The following is an 18,932-nucleotide window of genomic DNA, read 5'->3' as shown; positions in this document are numbered from 1 at the left end:
TATATAAAAAAATAAAAATCAAAGGCTGTAATTTTATCTACTCTGCCCTTCCAAAAAATGAATTTGTTTTAATTAACGGTGTATTGTTCAAAACTTTGCCAGTATTTATCTTTATAAATTTCGAGTGAAATTTTATATTCAGGATTTTCTTTGATGATCTGATCAAAAACTTTTGAAGGCTGTCTAAAATCTTTGCTTGCAAAATAAATGCTTTTGGAATTGTCTGCCGTTTCTCTCCCGATATACAAATGTCCGTCTTTTGGCGTCAGAGTTTCTACCGCATAATCTTCAAGTGCATTCATTTTATTGTAATCCTTTTCTTCAGGAAAACCACTATTATTGCTTCCATCATAAAAAATCTTCAGGACAGAGATCCATGGATAGGAAGCTTTTGCATCGTATTTTAACAGAGAAGCATTCACTGTAGCCATGAGTGGCATCCCGTTTTCTAAAGTGGCTTCAAGAACTGAAAACTGATCTTCACTTTCTACAATCTGTGAATCTTTATACTTTTCAGTAAATTCTCTTTCTCTCCACAGAAGAAAATCTCTTAATTTTTCTATTGGAATAAGTTCCTGCTCTGCTTCATGTTTACCGATAATGCTAAAGGTATCAATCTGAGTGGCAAAATTCAGCTCCCCAAGGAAGTTATCCAGAAAGATACAGATTCCTGTCGTGGCAGATTCTCTGTTTTCTTCGTTCAGATTTTCATAAACAAAAGCCAGATCGATCTCATCCGGATACCCTTCTATGTCATTTGAATAAAAGTAAATATTATTTTTTGTCAACTCACAGTCATTGATTCTAACCCCTACATTTTCAATATCTGTTTCGGGTTTTAGAGCGGTAAACTTCCAGTGATCAGTCTTTGGAGCAGCGGCAATCAATTCTTCGGCAAAAATTATTTTTTTCACATCACCTTCTACTGTAATGATGAGCTCTGCGGTGTGTTCATCACACATTCCAGAAAGGAAATAATAGCCATCGTTTACCTTACTAAGTTCAGGAGACATGATATCAAAGAATTGCTCTTCAATATGTTCTCTGCCTTTTACCACTTCAAAAAAAGTTTTTTCTTTTGTCAAAAACCAGTCCCAAAACTCTTTATAGGTTCTGGTTTCCTTTTCCGGCAGCTTTTTGCCGAGCATCTTGTCAAATAATCCCATCATTAATGAACCTGATTTCCGTTGATATAAACCTTCTCAGCACTCAGGCTTCCCTGATTGTACAGTACATTCTGGAAATTATCTGTTTTAAAAGTTACAAAATCAGCTTTCTTTCCGTCTTCCAGCTTTCCGATGTCTTCAATTCCCAAGGCATACGCGGCACGGAAGGTCATTCCTGCCAATACCTCAGCAGTTGTTAATTTTTCAAATGTGGCCAAAATGGAAGCTTGAGTAATTAAATTTCCCATGGGCGCAGATCCCGGATTCCAATCACTGGCAATCGCCACGATTGCTCCCGCATCTAATAGTTTTCTGGCTGGTGTAAATTTTTCGCCTAATCCTAAACTTGCTCCCGGAAGTGCTGTTGCTACCGTATCTGATTTGGCCAAAAACTCAATATCTTCATCAATAGTCGCTTCCAGATGGTCTGCCGATTTCGCTCCTACTTCTACGGCAATTCTTGAACTTCCCGGTGTAAACTGGTCTGCATGAACGGTTATATCAAAACCTAAATCTTTAGTTTTAAGAAGGAAATCTTTACTTTCTTCCGGCTGAAACGCCGATTTTTCAATAAATATGTCTACACGCGTTGCAAGCGCCTCTTCTTTTACTTTAGGTAAGATTTCGGTGATGATATAGTTTAAATATTCTTCATTACTTCCTTCAAAATCTCTTGGTTTCAGGTGGGCAGAAAGACAAGTAGGAACCAGCGTAGCTTGGGTATGGCTTTGTGCTTTTTTAATAATTCTGAGCATTTTCAACTCGTTTTCGACATCTAGCCCGTAGCCGCTTTTCACTTCAATAGTTGTGATTCCCAATGAGATCAGAAAGTTGATTCTTTCGAGTAATGTCTTTAGTAATTCGTCTTCCGAAGCACTTCTTGTATGCTGTACAGAACTCCAGATTCCACCACCGCTTTCAGCTATTTCCAGGTATGTCTTTCCGGCATTACGCATCGCAAAATCATTGGCCCGGTTTCCTCCGAAACAGATATGAGTATGAGAATCCACCAATCCTGGAAGAACAACCTGCTCTCCTTCAATGGTTTCTATGTTTATATTTTGATTTTCAGATTTCAGTGTTTCGAAATTTCCAATTTTCTGGATGGTACCGTCATTCACCACAATTCCTCCGTCTACAATAATATCGATCTGCTCATCGGAAAGTTTTCCTCTTAAAGGAAGATTGGCCAATGTTACAATTTGCTTGAAAGGTCCTATTAATTTCATTGATCAAAGATTAAGCTATAGCTTGTTTATAATTAATTTTTCCTCTCAAAAATACTTAAAATATATCAATATCCTCCATCTAAATTAGCCTTATTCTTTACCTCAGTCTCTATCTCAGCCTCCGTATTCCCCTTTTTCCAATCTCTGAAATTTCTCAGTCCACACCTCAACCTTAGTCTAAATTTGTTATCTTTGAGGTAAATGAAATGAATTAATGCCAGACTTTTTACATCCAGATAAGGAAAACTACTCGCATGAAGAGCTTATGCAGGAGGAGCAGATCCGTCCGCAGAGTTTTAAGGACTTTGCCGGGCAGAGAAAAACTTTGGAAAACCTTGAAGTTTTCGTAAGTGCTGCCAAAAGACGGGGTGGAGCTCTCGATCATGTTCTTTTGCACGGTCCGCCGGGTCTGGGTAAAACCACTTTAGCCAATATCATCGCTAATGAACTTGGTGTAGGCTGTAAAATCACTTCTGGTCCTGTTTTGGATAAACCTGGGAGTTTAGCAGGATTACTTACCAATCTGGAAGAAAATGACGTTCTTTTTATTGATGAGATTCACCGTCTGTCTCCTATCGTGGAGGAATATCTGTATTCTGCGATGGAGGATTATAAGATCGATATCATGCTGGAAACCGGTCCTAATGCAAGAAGTGTCCAGATCGGCCTGAATCCTTTTACTTTAGTAGGAGCGACTACCCGAAGCGGAATGCTGACGAAGCCGATGCTGGCAAGATTCGGGATTCAGAGCAGACTGGAATATTATTCAGTAGAGCTTTTATCGATGATTATCCAGAGAAGTTCACGGGTTTTAGGAAGTAAGATTTATGAAGATGCAGCGATAGAAATAGCGAGAAGAAGTCGTGGAACTCCCAGAATTGCCAATGCTTTGCTAAGAAGAGTACGTGATTTTGCTGAGATCAAAGGAAATGGTGAAATTGAAATCAATATTACGAAATACGCACTGAATTCTTTGAATGTAGATGAGTTCGGTTTAGATGAAATGGATAACAAGATCATGCGGGTCATGATAGAAAACTTCAAAGGAAAACCGGTAGGAATTTCTGCCTTGGCGACTTCTATTGCAGAAAACCCTGAAACTTTGGAAGAGGTTTATGAACCCTTTTTGATTCAGGAAGGATTTATTATCAGAACACCCAGAGGAAGAGAAGTAACGGATAAGGCTTATAAACATTTAAATATAGCCATACCGAGAAGTCCCGGAGAATTATTTTAACGATCTATGTTTATTCCAAAATTATACAGAAGCGAAGATTACAATCTGATGAGAGAAATCATCAGGGAAAATGCTTTTGCCTTACTCATTTCTTCCGGGGAAAGAATAAGGGCAACTCATTCTATGATGATGCTTAATGAAGATGACCCTGAGAACATTTATGTGGAAACTCATATTTCAAGAGCTAACCCTCAGGCAAAAACATTAAGAGACGGAGATGAAGTACTCTGTGATTTCCTGGGTGCTCATGCTTATATTTCAAGCAGCTGGTATGATCATATGAATGTATCAACCTGGAATTATGAAGCGGTACAGATCCAAGGAAAGGTAGAACTGATGAATCATGATGAATTGTATCGGCATCTGGATAAATTAACTTCTAAATATGAAAGTTTTCAGAAGTGTCCGGTGATGGTGAAAGATATGGGAAGGGAATTGGTAGAAAAGGAAATGAAAGGTGCTTTCGGACTGAAAATAATTCCTACGGAAATATTTATCAAGCAGAAACTTTCCCAGAACAGAAAGGAACATGATTTTCAAAATATCATTTCAGAGCTTGAAAATTCAGATGAGAATGGTAAAAAGATTGCTGAAAAGATGAAATTAATAAAGAAATAATAATCAAAATATATATGAAATTATATCCAATACAATGTGGAAAATTTAAACTGGATGGCGGTGCCATGTTTGGAGTCGTCCCAAAGAGTTTGTGGGAAAAAACCAATCCTGCAGACGAAAAAAACCTGATCGAACTGGGAACAAGATCCCTGCTTATAGAAGACGGCAAGAAACTGATTCTTGTAGACTGCGGTCTCGGCAATAAACAAGATGATAAATTCTTCGGCCATTATTCTCTTTGGGGAGATGACAGTCTTGATAAAAATTTAAAGAAATTCGGTTTTGTAAAAGAGGACATCACCGATGTTTTCCTTACTCACCTTCACTTTGACCATTGTGGAGGCGCTATCGAATGGAATGACGACAAAACAGGATACAGGCCGGCTTTTAAAAATGCACAGTTCTGGACGAACGATAACCATTGGAAATGGGCTACAGAGCCTAATCCCAGAGAAAAAGCAAGTTTCCTGAAGGAGAACATCCTTCCGATACAGGAAAGTGGACAACTTAACTTTTTACCTCTTCCTGCAACAGGAAATTATGGTTTTGCCCCTGATTTGAAGATGGATGTCATCTTTGTAGACGGGCATACGGAAAAGCAAATGCTTCCGGTAATTCAGTACCAGGAAAAGACAATTGTTTTCGCCGCAGACCTTATTCCTACAGCAGGACATATCAACCAGGTATATGTGATGGGCTATGATACCAGACCTCTTTTGACGATGGAAGAAAAAGGAAAGTTCCTGAAACAGTGCGTCGATAATGAATATTTACTGTTCTTTGAACATGATGCCCACAATGAATTAGCAAGCCTTAAAATGACAGAAAAAGGAGTAAGATTAGACGAGATCCACAGTTTTAATGACGTTTTTGGATATTAATTTTTGATTATGGAAGAATTACATTCAGAGACACAGAAAGCAGAACCGGAACCGTCACCCAAGATCATTGGGCTTACCGGTGGTATAGGCTCAGGAAAGACTACTGTAGCCCATTTTATTGAGGAGTTTGGATTCCCGGTTTATTATTCCGACGACAGGGCTAAAACCATTGTGAATGATAGTGAAGACCTCAAAATAAAGATCAAAGAATTACTGGGCGAACAAGCTTATGATTCAAACGGCCTTTATGATAGAAAATATGTAGCAGAAAAGGTTTTTAATAATAAAGATCTGCTTCACGAATTAAACGAAATCATTCATCCTGCTGTAAAGATTGATTTTGAAGAATGGCTGAAAAAACAGACCAAATATTTAGTTTTCAAAGAAACAGCATTATTGTTTGAATTAAAACTGAACAGACAATGCTACAAATCTCTTCTGGTCACTGCAGAAGATAATATCAGAACCAAAAGGGTAATGGACAGAGACGGAAAGACCTACCGTGAAGTAGAATCCGTCATGGAAAAGCAGATGCCCGAAAAGGATAAGATCAAGCTGGCAGACTGTATTATTTACAACAATACCAACCTGGAGGATCTTAAGGAACAAACCGAACGGATCGTTTTCAGTATAGAATAAAAAAAAACTCGTTAGATTTTTCTGACGAGTTTTTTTAATGATAAAAAAGCCCTCATTTCTGAGGGCTCCTATATTTGAAATTTAAATATTATTCTTTAATAAATTTCTTTTGAACGGTTGTACCATTGTCTTCGATATCTAAAACATAAACTCCGTTGATCAGCTTGCCTACATTGATCTGGTTGTTCAATAAAATACCCTGAGCAATGATCTGTGCTGCTGAATTGTAGATCTTATATTTCGCTTTTTTGCTGATATTTTTCACATACAATACTGAGCTTACAGGATTGGGATAAATCATAATATCAGTCTGATTCACCGGATTAGCCGTTGCGGGTTTAGAGATTCTTACGGAATAATCTTCTACTTCGCCATTGGCAAATCTTGTACAATTTACCGGAACTCCATCTCTCATCAGTGCAATTCTCATGACAACATATTTGTAAGTTGTCATGCTTACAAAGGCATCAGCAGGTACACTGAAGGTCCCCGTCACCGGACTTGTTGTATTCGGAGGCGATGTAAATACTCTTTCATCAAGATCGAAATATCCGTTTCTGTTGAAATCGATCCATACTGCAATACCTTCGTCATGATTGGTTCCATTCCATTTTTTCTCAATCGTGATCTGATTACCTGTAGATCCCTGAACCATTTCGATGAAGGTATCAGGTACTCCTGTATAATCTGTATAGCTTGAAGGTCCTGAAGAATTTTCCATCTTAGGTCTGCCGCTTGGCGTTACTGTAACTTTAGCAATATGCTCGTTCACTGAACTTCCTGAAGACATTTGACAGTAGATTACTGTAGGGGTCGTGAAATAATACGGAGGCGTATAAGTTCCCGGTGTCCCGTTACAGATATTCACCACCTGCATTTCATATTTCGTATCTTCTAATAATCCTGTTATGGTATAAGCATTATTCGCTACCGGAACATTGGTCCAGCTCGGAATACCTACTTTTCTGTATCTCAGGATATACGTTGCTCCAGAAAAACCTTCCCATATCACTTCAGCTGATGTCGGCGTAAGCTGGGTAATCATTAATCCCGGAGGAGGAAGTTCACATGTTCTTAATGTCGTAAATACAATAGGGTTTGAATATGGATTAGGAGTCGTTTCTCCTGTACACTGATTGGCTACCTGCACTTCATATTTTGTATACGGATCTAAACCGGATAAAGGATAAGTATTGGCAGGCGGAGCCGGCAGATTAACAAGATTCCAGGTTGTTGCTCCAACTTTTCGCCATCTCATAATATAGGTAGAACCTGTTACTAAAGGCGTCCATGTTACTACTGCTGAATTTGTAGTGATTCCCGTAACTGATACTCCCGGAGGGGTAGGATCACATTTTGTAGTGAATGATCTGATAGGTGTAAAAGCACCTGTAGAAGTTCCGCAGTTGGCAGCAATCTGTACTTCATACGTCGTAAAAGGAATCAGGTTATTTAATGTGTGAGGTACTGCGGTAACATACACCGAAGTCCATGTTGTAGTTCCCTGTACTCTGTATTGCAACAGATAGGTAAGATTATTTGTCGCGGCTGTCCAGTTGACAACAGCTGAATTATAAGTTATCGCTGTAATCGTAGGATTTGTTGGGGTAACTGTACTGCAAGGTTTTAACTTTACGACATAGTCTTCAACTTCACCATTGACTGCATTCTGGCACATAACAGGGGCACTTAAACGTCTCAGCACAACTCTCATCGTTGTTGTCAGCGGTCCGTTATATGCTCCTGCCGGAACTGCAAAATTCGCAGTAACAGGAGTGGTTGTACTTGATGCTGAAGTAAGGATCTGCTCTGTGGTTTCAAAAACTCCGTTTCTGTTGAAATCGATCCAGGCAGTAACTGCATCACTGCTGGTTGTTCCAGTCCATCCTTTTGCCACAGAGATTTGATTTCCTGTAGAACCGATCTCCAGTGTAATAAGCGTAGGCGCTGTATTATAACTGGTATAGTTATTCTGTACAGTGGTATTATTCATTACAGGAAGCGCAGGATTCACAGAGGTAACGGTCACATTTGAAATATGATCATTCGTTCCTGTACCTGTCATAGGACAGTAAGTAACCGGAGGTGTTGTAAACTGTGCAGAAGGAGAGAATGTACTTTGGCTGCCGTTACATTTTGTAGCTACCTGTACTTCATATTGTGTCTGCTCTGTTAAGTTTGGAATTGTATAGTTATTTCCGGGAGCTGGCACTGGATCTACTGTAGTCCAGGTGGTAGTTCCTACTTTTCTGTATCTTAATATATAGGTGGCCCCGGTTGCTGCTGACCAAGAAACATTAGCCGTTGAAGGGGTAAGATTCGTTACCGTAATATTGGCAGGTGGTGCATTCGTACATACCGGCTGATCGATCAGCTTCACTGCATAATCCTCTACCTCACCATTGGTAAAGGTACCACAAGCGGCAGGATTGGCAGAATCTCTCAGTACCACACGCATACGGGTTGTAAGTGGGCCTGCATAAGCTGTAGCAGGTACTGTAAACGCGGCAGTTACAGGAGTCGTTGTATTATTTGCCGCATTTAAAACACGTTCAATAGTCTCAAAGGTTCCGTTTTTATTAAAATCGATCCATACACTTACGGCTTTACTTGATACAGCAGCCGGCCAGGATTTGGAAATAGAAACGTTATTATTGGTTGATCCCCGTACCAGTGTTATCAATTTTGTGATCTCTGCAGAGTAGTCTGTATAGTTTGCTGCAGCCGAATTATTACTCATGGTGTATGAGTTTGTGGCTGCTACGGTTACATTGGAAATATATCCATTATCTGTACTCGTAGATGTTGCAGCACAATATAAGGTTACAAACGTTGAAATCGGTGAAAAAGCTCCGGCTGTTCCCGCACACACATTAGCGATTTGAAATTCATAATGTGTTCCGGCTGCCAGCCCGCTTAGGGTAACTGTATTGGTTATTGGAGCAGGTGTTACTGTTGTCCATGCTGTAGTTCCTGCAATACGGTATTGAAAGATATACGTTGCATTGAATGATGCATTCCAGGTTACTGTTGCCTGTGCCTGCGTAATGGCTGAAACCACAATGCCTCCAGGTGCAGTGGTCGTACAGATCGGAAGTGTTTCTATTGAAGCTGTACCGATCGCATAGAATACATTATTAACAGCACTCACTCTTATTTTAGCAGTTCCTCCCACTGTTAAAGGAAAAGCCGTAAAATCTACCGCCTGGTTTCCATCATTAGGGGTGGATGCAGCTACGACATTCCAGGTGGTTCCGTTATCTGTTGTAAAATCTATTTTCACATTAGCTGCATTATATGGTGCTGCATTGGTATTTACCACATTCCAGGTTACGTTGGTAGGACCGTTATTATAGATTGTCGCCGGGTTTACTATAAAAGGGCCGTTGTTTCCTACAATAATGGTTTGTGTTGCAGATTGGGTCTGCTGTTGATTCGCAACAGGATTGTTATCTCTTGCTGTCACCGTAAATTTGGTAGTTCGTGCCACTGTAGATACAGCTTCCCAAAGGTTGTTGGCATTATTTAACACCCCTGCAAGCACAGAAGAGAGTCTGGGGAAATATCGGACAGGACTGGTTGAGGGAGCAACAGATCTGAAAGAAGGACCTGTGGTTGTATTTCCTAAGTTCGCATTATTGATTACTTCATTGGCAATATCAACTTCCTCCCAGTTAAAAGTCATAGGATCATTCTCAGCATCTGTAGCAGATGCAGTCAGCACGAAAGCGGTTCCTTTTGGAATATTATAGGTCGTAAGTGGTGTAATTACCGGAGGAGTATTGGTAATAACTGTTTCTGCATCACATGTTTTGGTGATGAGGTTTGCCTGAATCTGGGTAATATTAGTCACATTAAAATAAGGATCTGAATGTGGCTGTACATCAGTAGTTGGTCCTGTAACACCCGCATATCCCATAATACTTGATCCTGAACCAGGCTCCACACTCGTGGAAGAGCCTAACTGAGGAGCAGAGTACGAAAAGCTGTGAACTCCTCCCAGCTGATGCCCTACCTCATGGGCTACATAGTCTATATCAAAATTATCTCCCACAGGAGGATTTCCGCCCGGAGATGTCCATCCTGAACCTTTATCATTGGCTGTAGGCACCATATTATCCCTGCATATACAACCAACACATCCGGCATTTCCCCCCGCACCCGGTGGAGAAAAAAGGTGTCCTATATCATAATTTGCATTACCTACGGTTGCTGTAATCACATTCTGCACCTGAGAATTCCAGCCGGTAATACCGTTCTCTGTTCCATTTTCGGTTGCAGAATAAGGATCTGTATTTGAATTGGTGTAAATTAAACTTGGGTAATTTTGGAGATTCAGATGGAGTGCAAAATCTTTTTCGTAAACTCCATTGATTCTTGTTAAAGTTGCATTCATAGCAGCCAGAGCTCCGGCTACTGTACCTCCATGGTACTGGGTATATTCCCCGCAGACTGACAATGCTAATCTTAAAGTTCTGAATTTCTTATCTGAATTTTTTGCAAAATCGGTAGCCTGGTTAAAAAAGGCTTTTCCATTTTTATGAAGGATCTCGATATCATGTTTTGCATCTTCACTTTCCTCAGTGGAACATATAAAACCTTTTTTATCTTTTCCTGTTTTAGGATGGACTTTATAGATTGTCTTAGCCGCATTGGCAGGTTCTATAAATTCATAGCCTCCGTCCTGAATAATCATGGACTGGAAATCATTTGGTGATAAACTGAATCTTAAGTATTTTGAAGGATCGTCCATCCCTACTCCAACATAAGAACCCAGTTGGTACTGATCTGCCAGCTCTTTTACCACAACAGGAAAGCTGTATACTGCAAATTTTTCAATTTTTCCTTCCATCGTGGGAAGAGATATAATTACAGGTTTTGCATTTTTACCTGTTTCTTCTGCTTGGGCTAATTGCAATTTCAGTTGTGAAATGTCCAAAGAGTAATACTTGTGAGATTTTGAATCTTCAGTAGCTCCTTTTCCATTGTACACAGCAGGGGTCCATTGGGCATGGATCATTGCAAATAAACACAGGAAGAAGAAAGAAAGAGAGGTTTTCTTCATAATTAAAAATATTTTGTAATGATTTCACAAATCTACTATATTTTTTAATAATAAAAACCCTATCTATCCATATTATTAAAAATAAAGCAATGGAATAGTTGAAAATTAAAAAAACAAATAATTTTTTAAATTTTTAGCGAAAAATTCAACAAATATTGAATTATTTATTAAAAATATACTAAAAATATGAGAAGACACTTTTTATGACGCCAAAAAAAAGCCCTCATTTCTGAGGGCTTCCTGTATTTGAAATTTAAATATTATTCTTTAATAAATTTCTTTTGAACTGTTGTACCATTGTCTTCGATATCAATTACATAAATTCCGTTGATCAGTTTGCTTACATTGATCTGGTTGTTTAGAAGGATACCATCCCCTATTACCTGGCCTGCAGAATTGTAGATCTTATACTTCGCTCTTTTGCTGATATTTTTCACATACAATACTGAGCTTACCGGGTTAGGATAAATCAGAATGTCAGTTTGGTTAACAGAATTTGGCACTCCCGGTTTGGCGATTCTTACTGAGTAATCTTCTACTTCACCGTTTGCAAAATTCGTACAGTTCACTGGAACTCCATCTCTCATCAATGCAATTCTCATCACCACATACTTGTAGTTAGTCATACTTACATAAGCATCTACCGGTACACTGAACGTTCCTGTAACAGGACTTGTTGTATTCGGAGGTGATGTAAATACTCTTTCATCAAGATCGAAATATCCGTTTCTGTTGAAATCAATCCATACTGCAATACCTTCGTCATGATTGGTTCCATTCCATTTTTTCTCAATCGTGATCTGATTACCTGTTGATCCCTGAACCATTTCGATGAAGGTATCAGGTACTCCTGTATAATCTGTATAGCTTGAAGGTCCTGAAGCATTTTCCATCTTAGGCCTGCCGCTTGGCGTTACTGTAACTTTAGCGATATGCTCGTTTACTGAGTTCTGAGAACCCATCTGGCAATAGACTACCGTAGGTGTTGTGAAATAATATGGAGGCGTGTAGGTACCTGGTGTACCGTTACAAACATTCACTACCTGCATTTCATATTTCGTTTCTTCCAATAATCCTGTAATAGTATAAGTATTTGTAGTCAGAGGAACATTCGTCCAGCTAGGAATACCTACTTTTCTATATCTCAGGATATACGTGGCACCAGGGAAACCTTCCCATGTAACTTCAGCCCATGTAGGGAAAAGTTGAAGAATCGTTAATCCCGGAGGAGGAAGTTCACAAGTTCTTTCCGTTGTAAATACTTTCGGATTTGAATATGGGTTAAGAGTCGTTTCTCCAACACATTTGTTAGCTACTCTTACCTCATATTTTGTATAAGGATCCAAGCCTGTCAACAGGTACGTATTGGTAGGAGGAGCAATATTGCTAACCGGAGTCCAAACTGCAGCTCCCACTTTTCTCCATTCCAATGTATACGTTGAGCTTGCAGCAAGCGGTGCCCACGTAATCAGTGCAGAATTTGTAGTAATAGCACTTACCGTAACATTTGGAGGCGTAGGATCACATCTTGTTACAAAAGGCTTAAGTGCTGTAAATGCACCTGGAACGTCTCCACAAACAGCGGCAACCTGAACTTCATAGTTAGTAGCCGGAGTTAAACCTGTCAAGACAAGTGGAATGTTGTTAAGTAACGCAGAAGCATATACTTGAGTCCATGGTCCCGGAGGAGGTCCTACAAGTCTGTATCTCACAAGATAAGTCACTGTATTGGCAACTCCTGAGAAAGTAAGGGTAGCAGAATTATAAGTCGTCGTGATTCCAGGCTGGTTTGGAGTTCCATTACTACATGGTCTTATTCTTACAGCATAATCTTCCACTTCTCCATTGACTGCGTTCTGGCATAATACCGGAGCACTGGTACGTTTAAGTACCACTCTCATGGTCGTTGTAAGCGGACCTGTATAAGCAGTTGCCGGAACCGTGAAACTATTATTAGTAACAGGAGTGGCAGTACTTGCTGGTGAGCTTAAGATCTGTTCTGATGCTTCAAAAACTCCGTTTCTGTTATAATCTATCCAAGCTGAAACTGCAACATTACTTGTAGATCCTGTCCATCCTTTTGATACGGAAAGCTTATTATTGGCAGAACCAGCATCAAGGGTGATCAGTGTTTGAGGTGTTGTATAGCTTGTATAATTCGTCTGTACTGTTGTGTTATTCATTACCGGTACTCCAGGATTAGAAGACGTAACAGTTACATTAGAAATGTGGTCGTTAGTTCCTGTACCTGTCATAGGACAGTAAGAAAGTGGTGGTGTTGTAAACTGTACAGTTGCAGAATATGCTCCCGTAGAAGTTCCACATGTTGTAGATACCTGTACATCATACTTAGTCTGTTCTGTAAGGCCCGGGATTGTGTAGTTGTTTACTCCCGCAGCCAAAACCTGAGTAGTCCATGCTCCACTAGGAGATACTCTCCATCTGATGGTGTAGGTGGCATTGGCAGCACTCATCCAATATACGGTAGCTGTAGTAGCCGTAAGGTTGGTAACTGTAATGGTTGTAGGTGGAGCTGTAGTACAAGCGGGCTGATCTACAAGCTTCACTGCATAATCCTCTACTTCACCCCAAGTGAAAGTTCCACAAGCAGCTGCAGTAGCACTTTCTCTTATCGCTACACGCATACGGGTCGTAAGATTCCCCATATACACTCCCCCCGCAGCATTAGGAACTGCAAAAATAGCAGTTACAGGAGAGGTAGTATTACTTGGTGAATTCAATACTTGTTCAATAGATTCAAAAATTCCATTTCTGTTAAAGTCAATCCATACTCCCGTTCCGAACGACCATTGCGTTCCCGGCCAGCTTTTTTCAACAGTAACCGTATTGGCTCCTAAACCTCTTACTAAGGTAACGAGTCTAGCAGGATCTGTACTGTAATCAGTATAATTGCTGAAATCTGAAGTACTGGTCATTGGTATTCCAGCATTCGGAGTTACAGAAACCTTGCTGATGAAACCATCAATGGTAGTACTTGTAGAAGCAGAAGTACAATAAGATATTGCTGGTGTTGTAAAGGTCGTACTTGGAGAGAATGCTCCAGTGGTACCTCCACAGATTGTAGCAATCTGAACTTCATACTGAGTCTGTTCAGTAAGTCCTGGTATCGGATAGTTGCTTGAAAGTGGTGCCGTAATATTTACCGTAGTCCATGCTCCTGAAGGGGCAACTCTGTATCTCAATACATAAGTAGCTCCAGTTGAAGGCAACCATGTTACAAGCGCTGAAGTTGGTGTAATATTTGAAACTGCTATATTTCCCGGAGGGGCAGTACTACAAGGCTGTAAAGCAATAACATTCAAGGTAAAGTCTACATAATTACCGTAAGGTGCCGGACCACATGCAGTGTTGGCTCCAATAAATGATGAAGAAGTTCTTACCCTATAATTTCCCGGTGGCTGAGATCCTGGTATGGTGATGGTTGCTGTTCCATTGGTAGCATAGGTAGTTGTTGCAAGAACAGTTTCTCCCGGATCGTTAAAATTCATATTATTATTCCAGTCCACCCAAACATAATAATAGTAAGTACTGGTTCCAGAGTTCAAATTCATGGTTATCGTATTGGTTGGTAACCCTGAAAAAACGGTGGCTGTGTTATTAACATACGCTGTGTAGGAATTAGCAGTATAATTTAAATTTGTAATTCCTCCAGTTGTCGTAATCGTTTTCAGATAATATGAAGTTGAACTTCCGCCCCCTGTTGGTGTACAGTATCCTGTAAGTACCGTTAGCGGCCCTGTCCATGAACTTTGGTCTGTAGCAGTACATCTTGATCTTACCCATACATAGTAAGTACCATTGGCAGCTAGTGGAGATAGAGTTGCAGTGGTTCCTGTAACGGTTTGTGAAGGTACCGTTGCACCCGTTGGCGCAGTTGCAGATGTACTGTAATAGACATCATACCCTCCTGCAGGAGCAGGTGAAGGCGCTGTCCAGCTGATAGTGGCACTCGTTGGTACCACCGTTCCTAAAGTCAATGCTGTAGGCGCTATACATGACGGTGGTGTCGTCAAAGTTAATTGTCCTACCCATGTACTCTGGTCAGTCGCACTACATCTTGATCTTATCCACACATAATACGTTGTATTAGGGACTAATGGAGAAAGGGTTACTCCTGTTCCTGTAGTCACTGTTTGTGTAGGTGGAGTTGCAGCTGTTGGGGCTGTAGCTGTTGTACTGTAATATACATCATATCCTCCTGCTGGCACAGCAGAAGGTGCAGTCCAGCTGATCGGAGCTGTTGTTGCCGTTAAAGTTCCTGAAGTTAATCCTAAAGGAGGTAAACAAGAAGGTGGCGGACCAAAGGTTAGCTGAACATTGGGTCTGTTGCCATCGACTGTTCCATTGCCTGCAGGTGCTGTAGTATCTGCCTCGATATACATATGTTTCGACGCATTGCTGGAATAGGTAAAGGAATTTCCTGTTGAAGTTCCATTTCCGCCTCCACCATAACTTGTTTCAACCAATACCATCAGGTTTTCTGTTCCATTATAATAATAAGGATTTTGAAGCGTGATTGTATTCCATCCTGTAGGGATGCTGTTGATCGTTCCGTTGTAGACTAAGGTAGCACCGGTGGTTGCAGTAGCCCAGTTTTGGGCTGTAATCGTAGTGGTTGCAGCCGGAACAGATTTTAAATAAATCTTTACCGGAGTAGCAATACTGGTGGCTACTGTTGCATTCCATGCTATAGACAGGACACTTCCACCCGCAGGAATACTCGCTTCCGCAGCTGTATAAAGTGACACATCTCTTTGGAATCCATAGTAAGTACTCAAAGGATACCTCTGTGTACTTGTTCCTGTACCAATTGTAACTGTTTGTGCTTGCGTGAAGAGTCCGAAGACCATACACAGCAATGTTATGAGCACCCTAAAGGGCCTGCTCATTTTACAGAGTAAAAATCCACTCATATTTTTTAAAATTTAATGATAACAATAGTATAAAGTAATTGTAGGGTTTTCCATTTTGGTGCTCAAATGTCAATTTGAAACATCCATTTTACATATAATCTGTATTGAAAAGAATAGTTTTTTAATTCATACGCTAATATTTTAATAATTACACAAATCTAATAATTTTTTCACTACTAATATATCCATTCAAATATTTTTTTGTAAAAATTTCATAATAATAATACATTTTATACATTAAAACGTAAAATCTTCAGTAGAGCCTGAGGATTTTATATTATTTGAATTCGGGTAGTTTTTTCATCTGAATTCGGGATAATATATTTTCATTTTTACAAAAAAAAGAAAACTTTATAAAGAAATAAACCTGCTATTTTTTCATAAATAACGATAAAATAATAAGATTTATTATTCTTTGACAGCAGTTCATCAAATTATTAATAAAACTTAAAAATTAATGACAAAAAAAATCCTCAGATAAAAATCTGAGGATCTATTATTTTTAATAAAGACTGCCTGATTCAATATGAAGAATCATTTTTGAATTAAAATTTGTAAGCTATGTTCCATGCAAAACCCATATTGAATTTAGCTGAGCTTTTCCCAAATCCCGGCACAATCATTGGCGTGATATCATCCTGTTTGGAAGTGTATACAAGATATCTTGGCTGCATATTGACATCAATATAAAAATTGGATTCAAACAGCTGAACTCTTCCACCCAAGGTACCTTCCACCCAGGCAGAAGTTTGTGAAGATGATGGAAATGATACAGATGAACCGCTTCCTCCAAAACCACGCACAGGGACTGCCCTATATTCCTGGTTGTAGAATGCTCCTCCAATCTTACCTCCGGCGTAAAAACCATTGAATTCATTCTCAAGATCTTTTGCAAGCATATAAAATGCCCCTACCTTAACAAAAGGACCGCTTGCTTTGCCATCATAGCCATTCTTCTGATATACATTTTTCTCAAAACCTGCTTCTGCAATGGCATGAATATCTCCTCTCACTTTTGAGGAAATAAATCCCTGGTAAAGCATTCTGTCTGAAAAAAAGGAAACGCCAGTATTAAGAACATCAAGACCCACCATAAAATTAGGCTTGTATTTCTCCTGAACTTTTTTGGCTTCTTTGGTTTCTTTTTTTTCCTGGGCCAACCCCAGTATTCCTATTATGCTAAAAAAGAAGGAAAAGATTAGTCTTGTCTTCATTCTCTATTTGATTTTGTCCTGCTTCCAATTTGAGGACAGGATTTGATTGTAGTAATTCTGAACTTAAATTCTCATAGCTTTTTTTAATTCCACATCCCGGAGAAACATATTGGGCTTTTGTTGTATAACTAACCCGGACGTGAGATTCGGTCCCTTTATCTGCAAGCCTGAAGTAAACATCTGTATAAGGTGAGTCATCTACCCTTAATGGAATCAGCCTTGAATCGATATTGGTAAGTTTTCCTAATTGCACCTTTCCTGAACCATAGTCCACTGCTACATACAGTGAATCTAAGGTTCTTACTTTATCAGTCTCCAGAGATTTAAATGCCACCTTCATTCTGGGGGTTCCTTCCCCACTCTCACAGATATCGTCTTCTCCTCCACAGGAGAAAAGTATTCCTATGAAGCAGATCATGACGAGAAATTTAAAGTATTTCATCTGTATATTTTTATTTTTTATTGAGTCAGATGGAACTGACGTTTCATATTAAGATTTGACATTCAAATTTAAATAAAATTATTTTTTAATCAGCAACGCGATATTTTCAACGTGATGGGTTTGCGGGAACATATCCACAGGTAATATTTTAACCAAAGTATAATGTTCTTTCATTAAAGCCAAATCTCTGGCCTGTGTTGCAGAATTACAGCTTACATACACTACTTTTTCCGGAGCAAGTTTCAGGATCTGTTCCACCACTTTCTGGTGCATCCCGTCTCTTGGCGGATCGGTAATTAAAACATCTGCTTTGGGATGGTTTTCCATGAATTCATCATTAAAGACATTTTTCATATCTCCACAATAGAATGTTGTATTGGTAAGACCATTTAATTCGGCATGCTCAATGGCAGCATCAATGGCTTCCTGAACTGATTCTATGCCAATAACGTGTTTTGCATTTCTTGCCACATATTGTGCAATAGTTCCTGTTCCGGTATACAAATCATACACTACTTCATCTCCTTTTAAATCAGCAAACTCTAATGTCTTTCTGTAAAGTTCCAATGCCTGTTTGTAATTGGTCTGAAAGAATGATTTTGGCCCAATTTTAAACTTCAGCCCGTCCATTTCTTCCATTAAAAATCCTTCTCCGAAATAAACATTAACGTTTAAATCGTAAATAGAGTCATTTTGTTTTGGATTAATAGCATACACCAATGTTTTGATTTGTGGAAACTTCTCTAATAAATACTGGAAAAGCTGTTCTCTGTTGTTCTTCTCTTCTCTGTAAAGCTGGAATAAGACCATCCATTCTCCTTTAGAGTTCTGTCTCATCATCAGGGTTCTCAAAAAGCCTTCCTGATTTTTCACATCGAAGAAATCCAATCCATTATCTACTGCGAACTTTTTCACAGCCAGACGGATGGCATTGGATGGATCTTCCTGAAGGAAACATTCTTTAAGATCTAAAATCTTACTCCACATTCCAGGAATATGGAAACCAAGAGCATCTTTGCTTCCAAAGTTTTCTTCAGAACTTATTTCATATTGAGTAAGCCATCTCGCGTTAGAGAAAGAAAACTCCATTTTATTTCTATAAAAATACTGTTCTTCAGCCCCTAAAATAGGAACGGTTTCAAAGTCTTCAATTCCGCCAATCCTTTTAATATTATTGTATACTTCTTCCTGTTTGAAATCCAGCTGTTTTTCGTAGCTCATATTCTGCCACTTGCATCCGCCGCATGTTCCAAAATGAATACATTTAGGTTTTACTCTGAACGGTGAAGGCTCTACCACCTCTACGGTTTCTGCCTCATAGTATTTGGACTTGGATTTTTTCACTCTTGCATTCACAACATCTCCCGGAACAGCGCCTGAGATCAGTACTGTTTTTCCTTCTTCCGTTTTTCCTATGGCCACGCCTTTTGCCCCTGCACCGAACAACTTAATATTTTCAAGAATAATATCTTTCTTCTTTCTCATCCGTAAACTCAATTTCTTTTAA

The 18,932-nt window shown here is 39.4% G+C and carries 11 protein-coding genes; 4 read left to right on the top strand and 7 right to left on the bottom strand.

What is annotated here, in order from left to right:
• Positions 1–68: 68 nt before the first annotated feature.
• Both BUC06_RS03005 and hutI read right to left on the bottom strand, forming a co-directional pair.
• Positions 69–1,169, bottom strand: a complete 1,101-nt coding sequence (locus BUC06_RS03005; RefSeq protein ID WP_228423607.1) for a DUF695 domain-containing protein — start codon at positions 1,167–1,169, stop codon at positions 69–71.
• Positions 1,169–2,395, bottom strand: coding sequence for an imidazolonepropionase (gene hutI, locus BUC06_RS03000; protein ID WP_073329580.1), 1,227 nt, complete (start codon positions 2,393–2,395; stop codon positions 1,169–1,171). The genes BUC06_RS03005 and hutI overlap by 1 nt, the downstream gene beginning before the upstream one ends.
• A 214-nt stretch (positions 2,396–2,609) precedes the next feature.
• On the opposite strand from hutI, the gene ruvB reads away from it, so the two are divergent.
• Genes ruvB through coaE form a run of 4 tightly spaced genes read left to right on the top strand, consistent with a single transcriptional unit; the run spans position 2,610 to position 5,770 of the window.
• Positions 2,610–3,632, top strand: coding sequence for a Holliday junction branch migration DNA helicase RuvB (ruvB, locus tag BUC06_RS02995; RefSeq protein WP_073329578.1), 1,023 nt, complete (start codon positions 2,610–2,612; stop codon positions 3,630–3,632).
• A 6-nt stretch (positions 3,633–3,638) separates the two neighbouring features.
• Positions 3,639–4,250: an FMN-binding negative transcriptional regulator gene (locus BUC06_RS02990; protein ID WP_073329576.1), complete on the top strand. Its 612-nt coding sequence runs from the start codon at positions 3,639–3,641 to the stop codon at positions 4,248–4,250.
• A gap of 14 nt (positions 4,251–4,264) precedes the next feature.
• Positions 4,265–5,131 (top strand): MBL fold metallo-hydrolase, encoded by an 867-nt coding sequence (locus BUC06_RS02985; RefSeq protein ID WP_073329574.1) that lies wholly within the window; start codon positions 4,265–4,267, stop codon positions 5,129–5,131.
• 9 nt (positions 5,132–5,140) lie between these two features.
• A complete protein-coding gene (gene coaE / locus BUC06_RS02980) occupies positions 5,141–5,770 on the top strand; it encodes a dephospho-CoA kinase (RefSeq protein ID WP_073329572.1) in 630 nt (209 codons plus the stop codon).
• An 88-nt stretch (positions 5,771–5,858) separates the two neighbouring features.
• Here the strand turns inward: coaE and BUC06_RS02975 are convergent, their stop codons facing one another.
• From BUC06_RS02975 to rlmD, 5 genes are all read right to left on the bottom strand, one after another.
• A complete protein-coding gene (locus tag BUC06_RS02975; protein WP_073329569.1) occupies positions 5,859–10,835 on the bottom strand; it encodes a GEVED domain-containing protein in 4,977 nt (1,658 codons plus the stop codon).
• Between the two features lie 260 nt (positions 10,836–11,095).
• The gene (locus BUC06_RS02970; protein ID WP_073329566.1) at positions 11,096–15,706 is read right to left on the bottom strand and encodes a GEVED domain-containing protein; all 4,611 of its coding nucleotides are present in this window, start codon (positions 15,704–15,706) and stop codon (positions 11,096–11,098) included.
• Positions 15,707–16,314: 608 nt separating this feature from the next.
• A complete protein-coding gene (locus BUC06_RS02965; RefSeq protein WP_073329563.1) occupies positions 16,315–16,983 on the bottom strand; it encodes a DUF6048 family protein in 669 nt (222 codons plus the stop codon).
• Entirely contained in the window at positions 16,949–17,425 is a 477-nt protein-coding gene (locus BUC06_RS02960; protein ID WP_073329560.1) for a DUF6452 family protein, read from the bottom strand. The genes BUC06_RS02965 and BUC06_RS02960 overlap by 35 nt, the downstream gene beginning before the upstream one ends.
• A 78-nt stretch (positions 17,426–17,503) precedes the next feature.
• Positions 17,504–18,910, bottom strand: coding sequence for a 23S rRNA (uracil(1939)-C(5))-methyltransferase RlmD (rlmD, locus tag BUC06_RS02955; protein WP_073329557.1), 1,407 nt, complete (start codon positions 18,908–18,910; stop codon positions 17,504–17,506).
• Positions 18,911–18,932 lie beyond the last annotated feature (22 nt).

The organism is Chryseobacterium carnipullorum (genome assembly GCF_900142785.1).
In the GTDB taxonomy this organism is placed as follows: domain Bacteria; phylum Bacteroidota; class Bacteroidia; order Flavobacteriales; family Weeksellaceae; genus Chryseobacterium; species Chryseobacterium carnipullorum.
The sequence above is the reverse complement of the archived record's forward strand: the minus strand, read 5'-3'. Positions and strand labels throughout refer to the sequence as shown.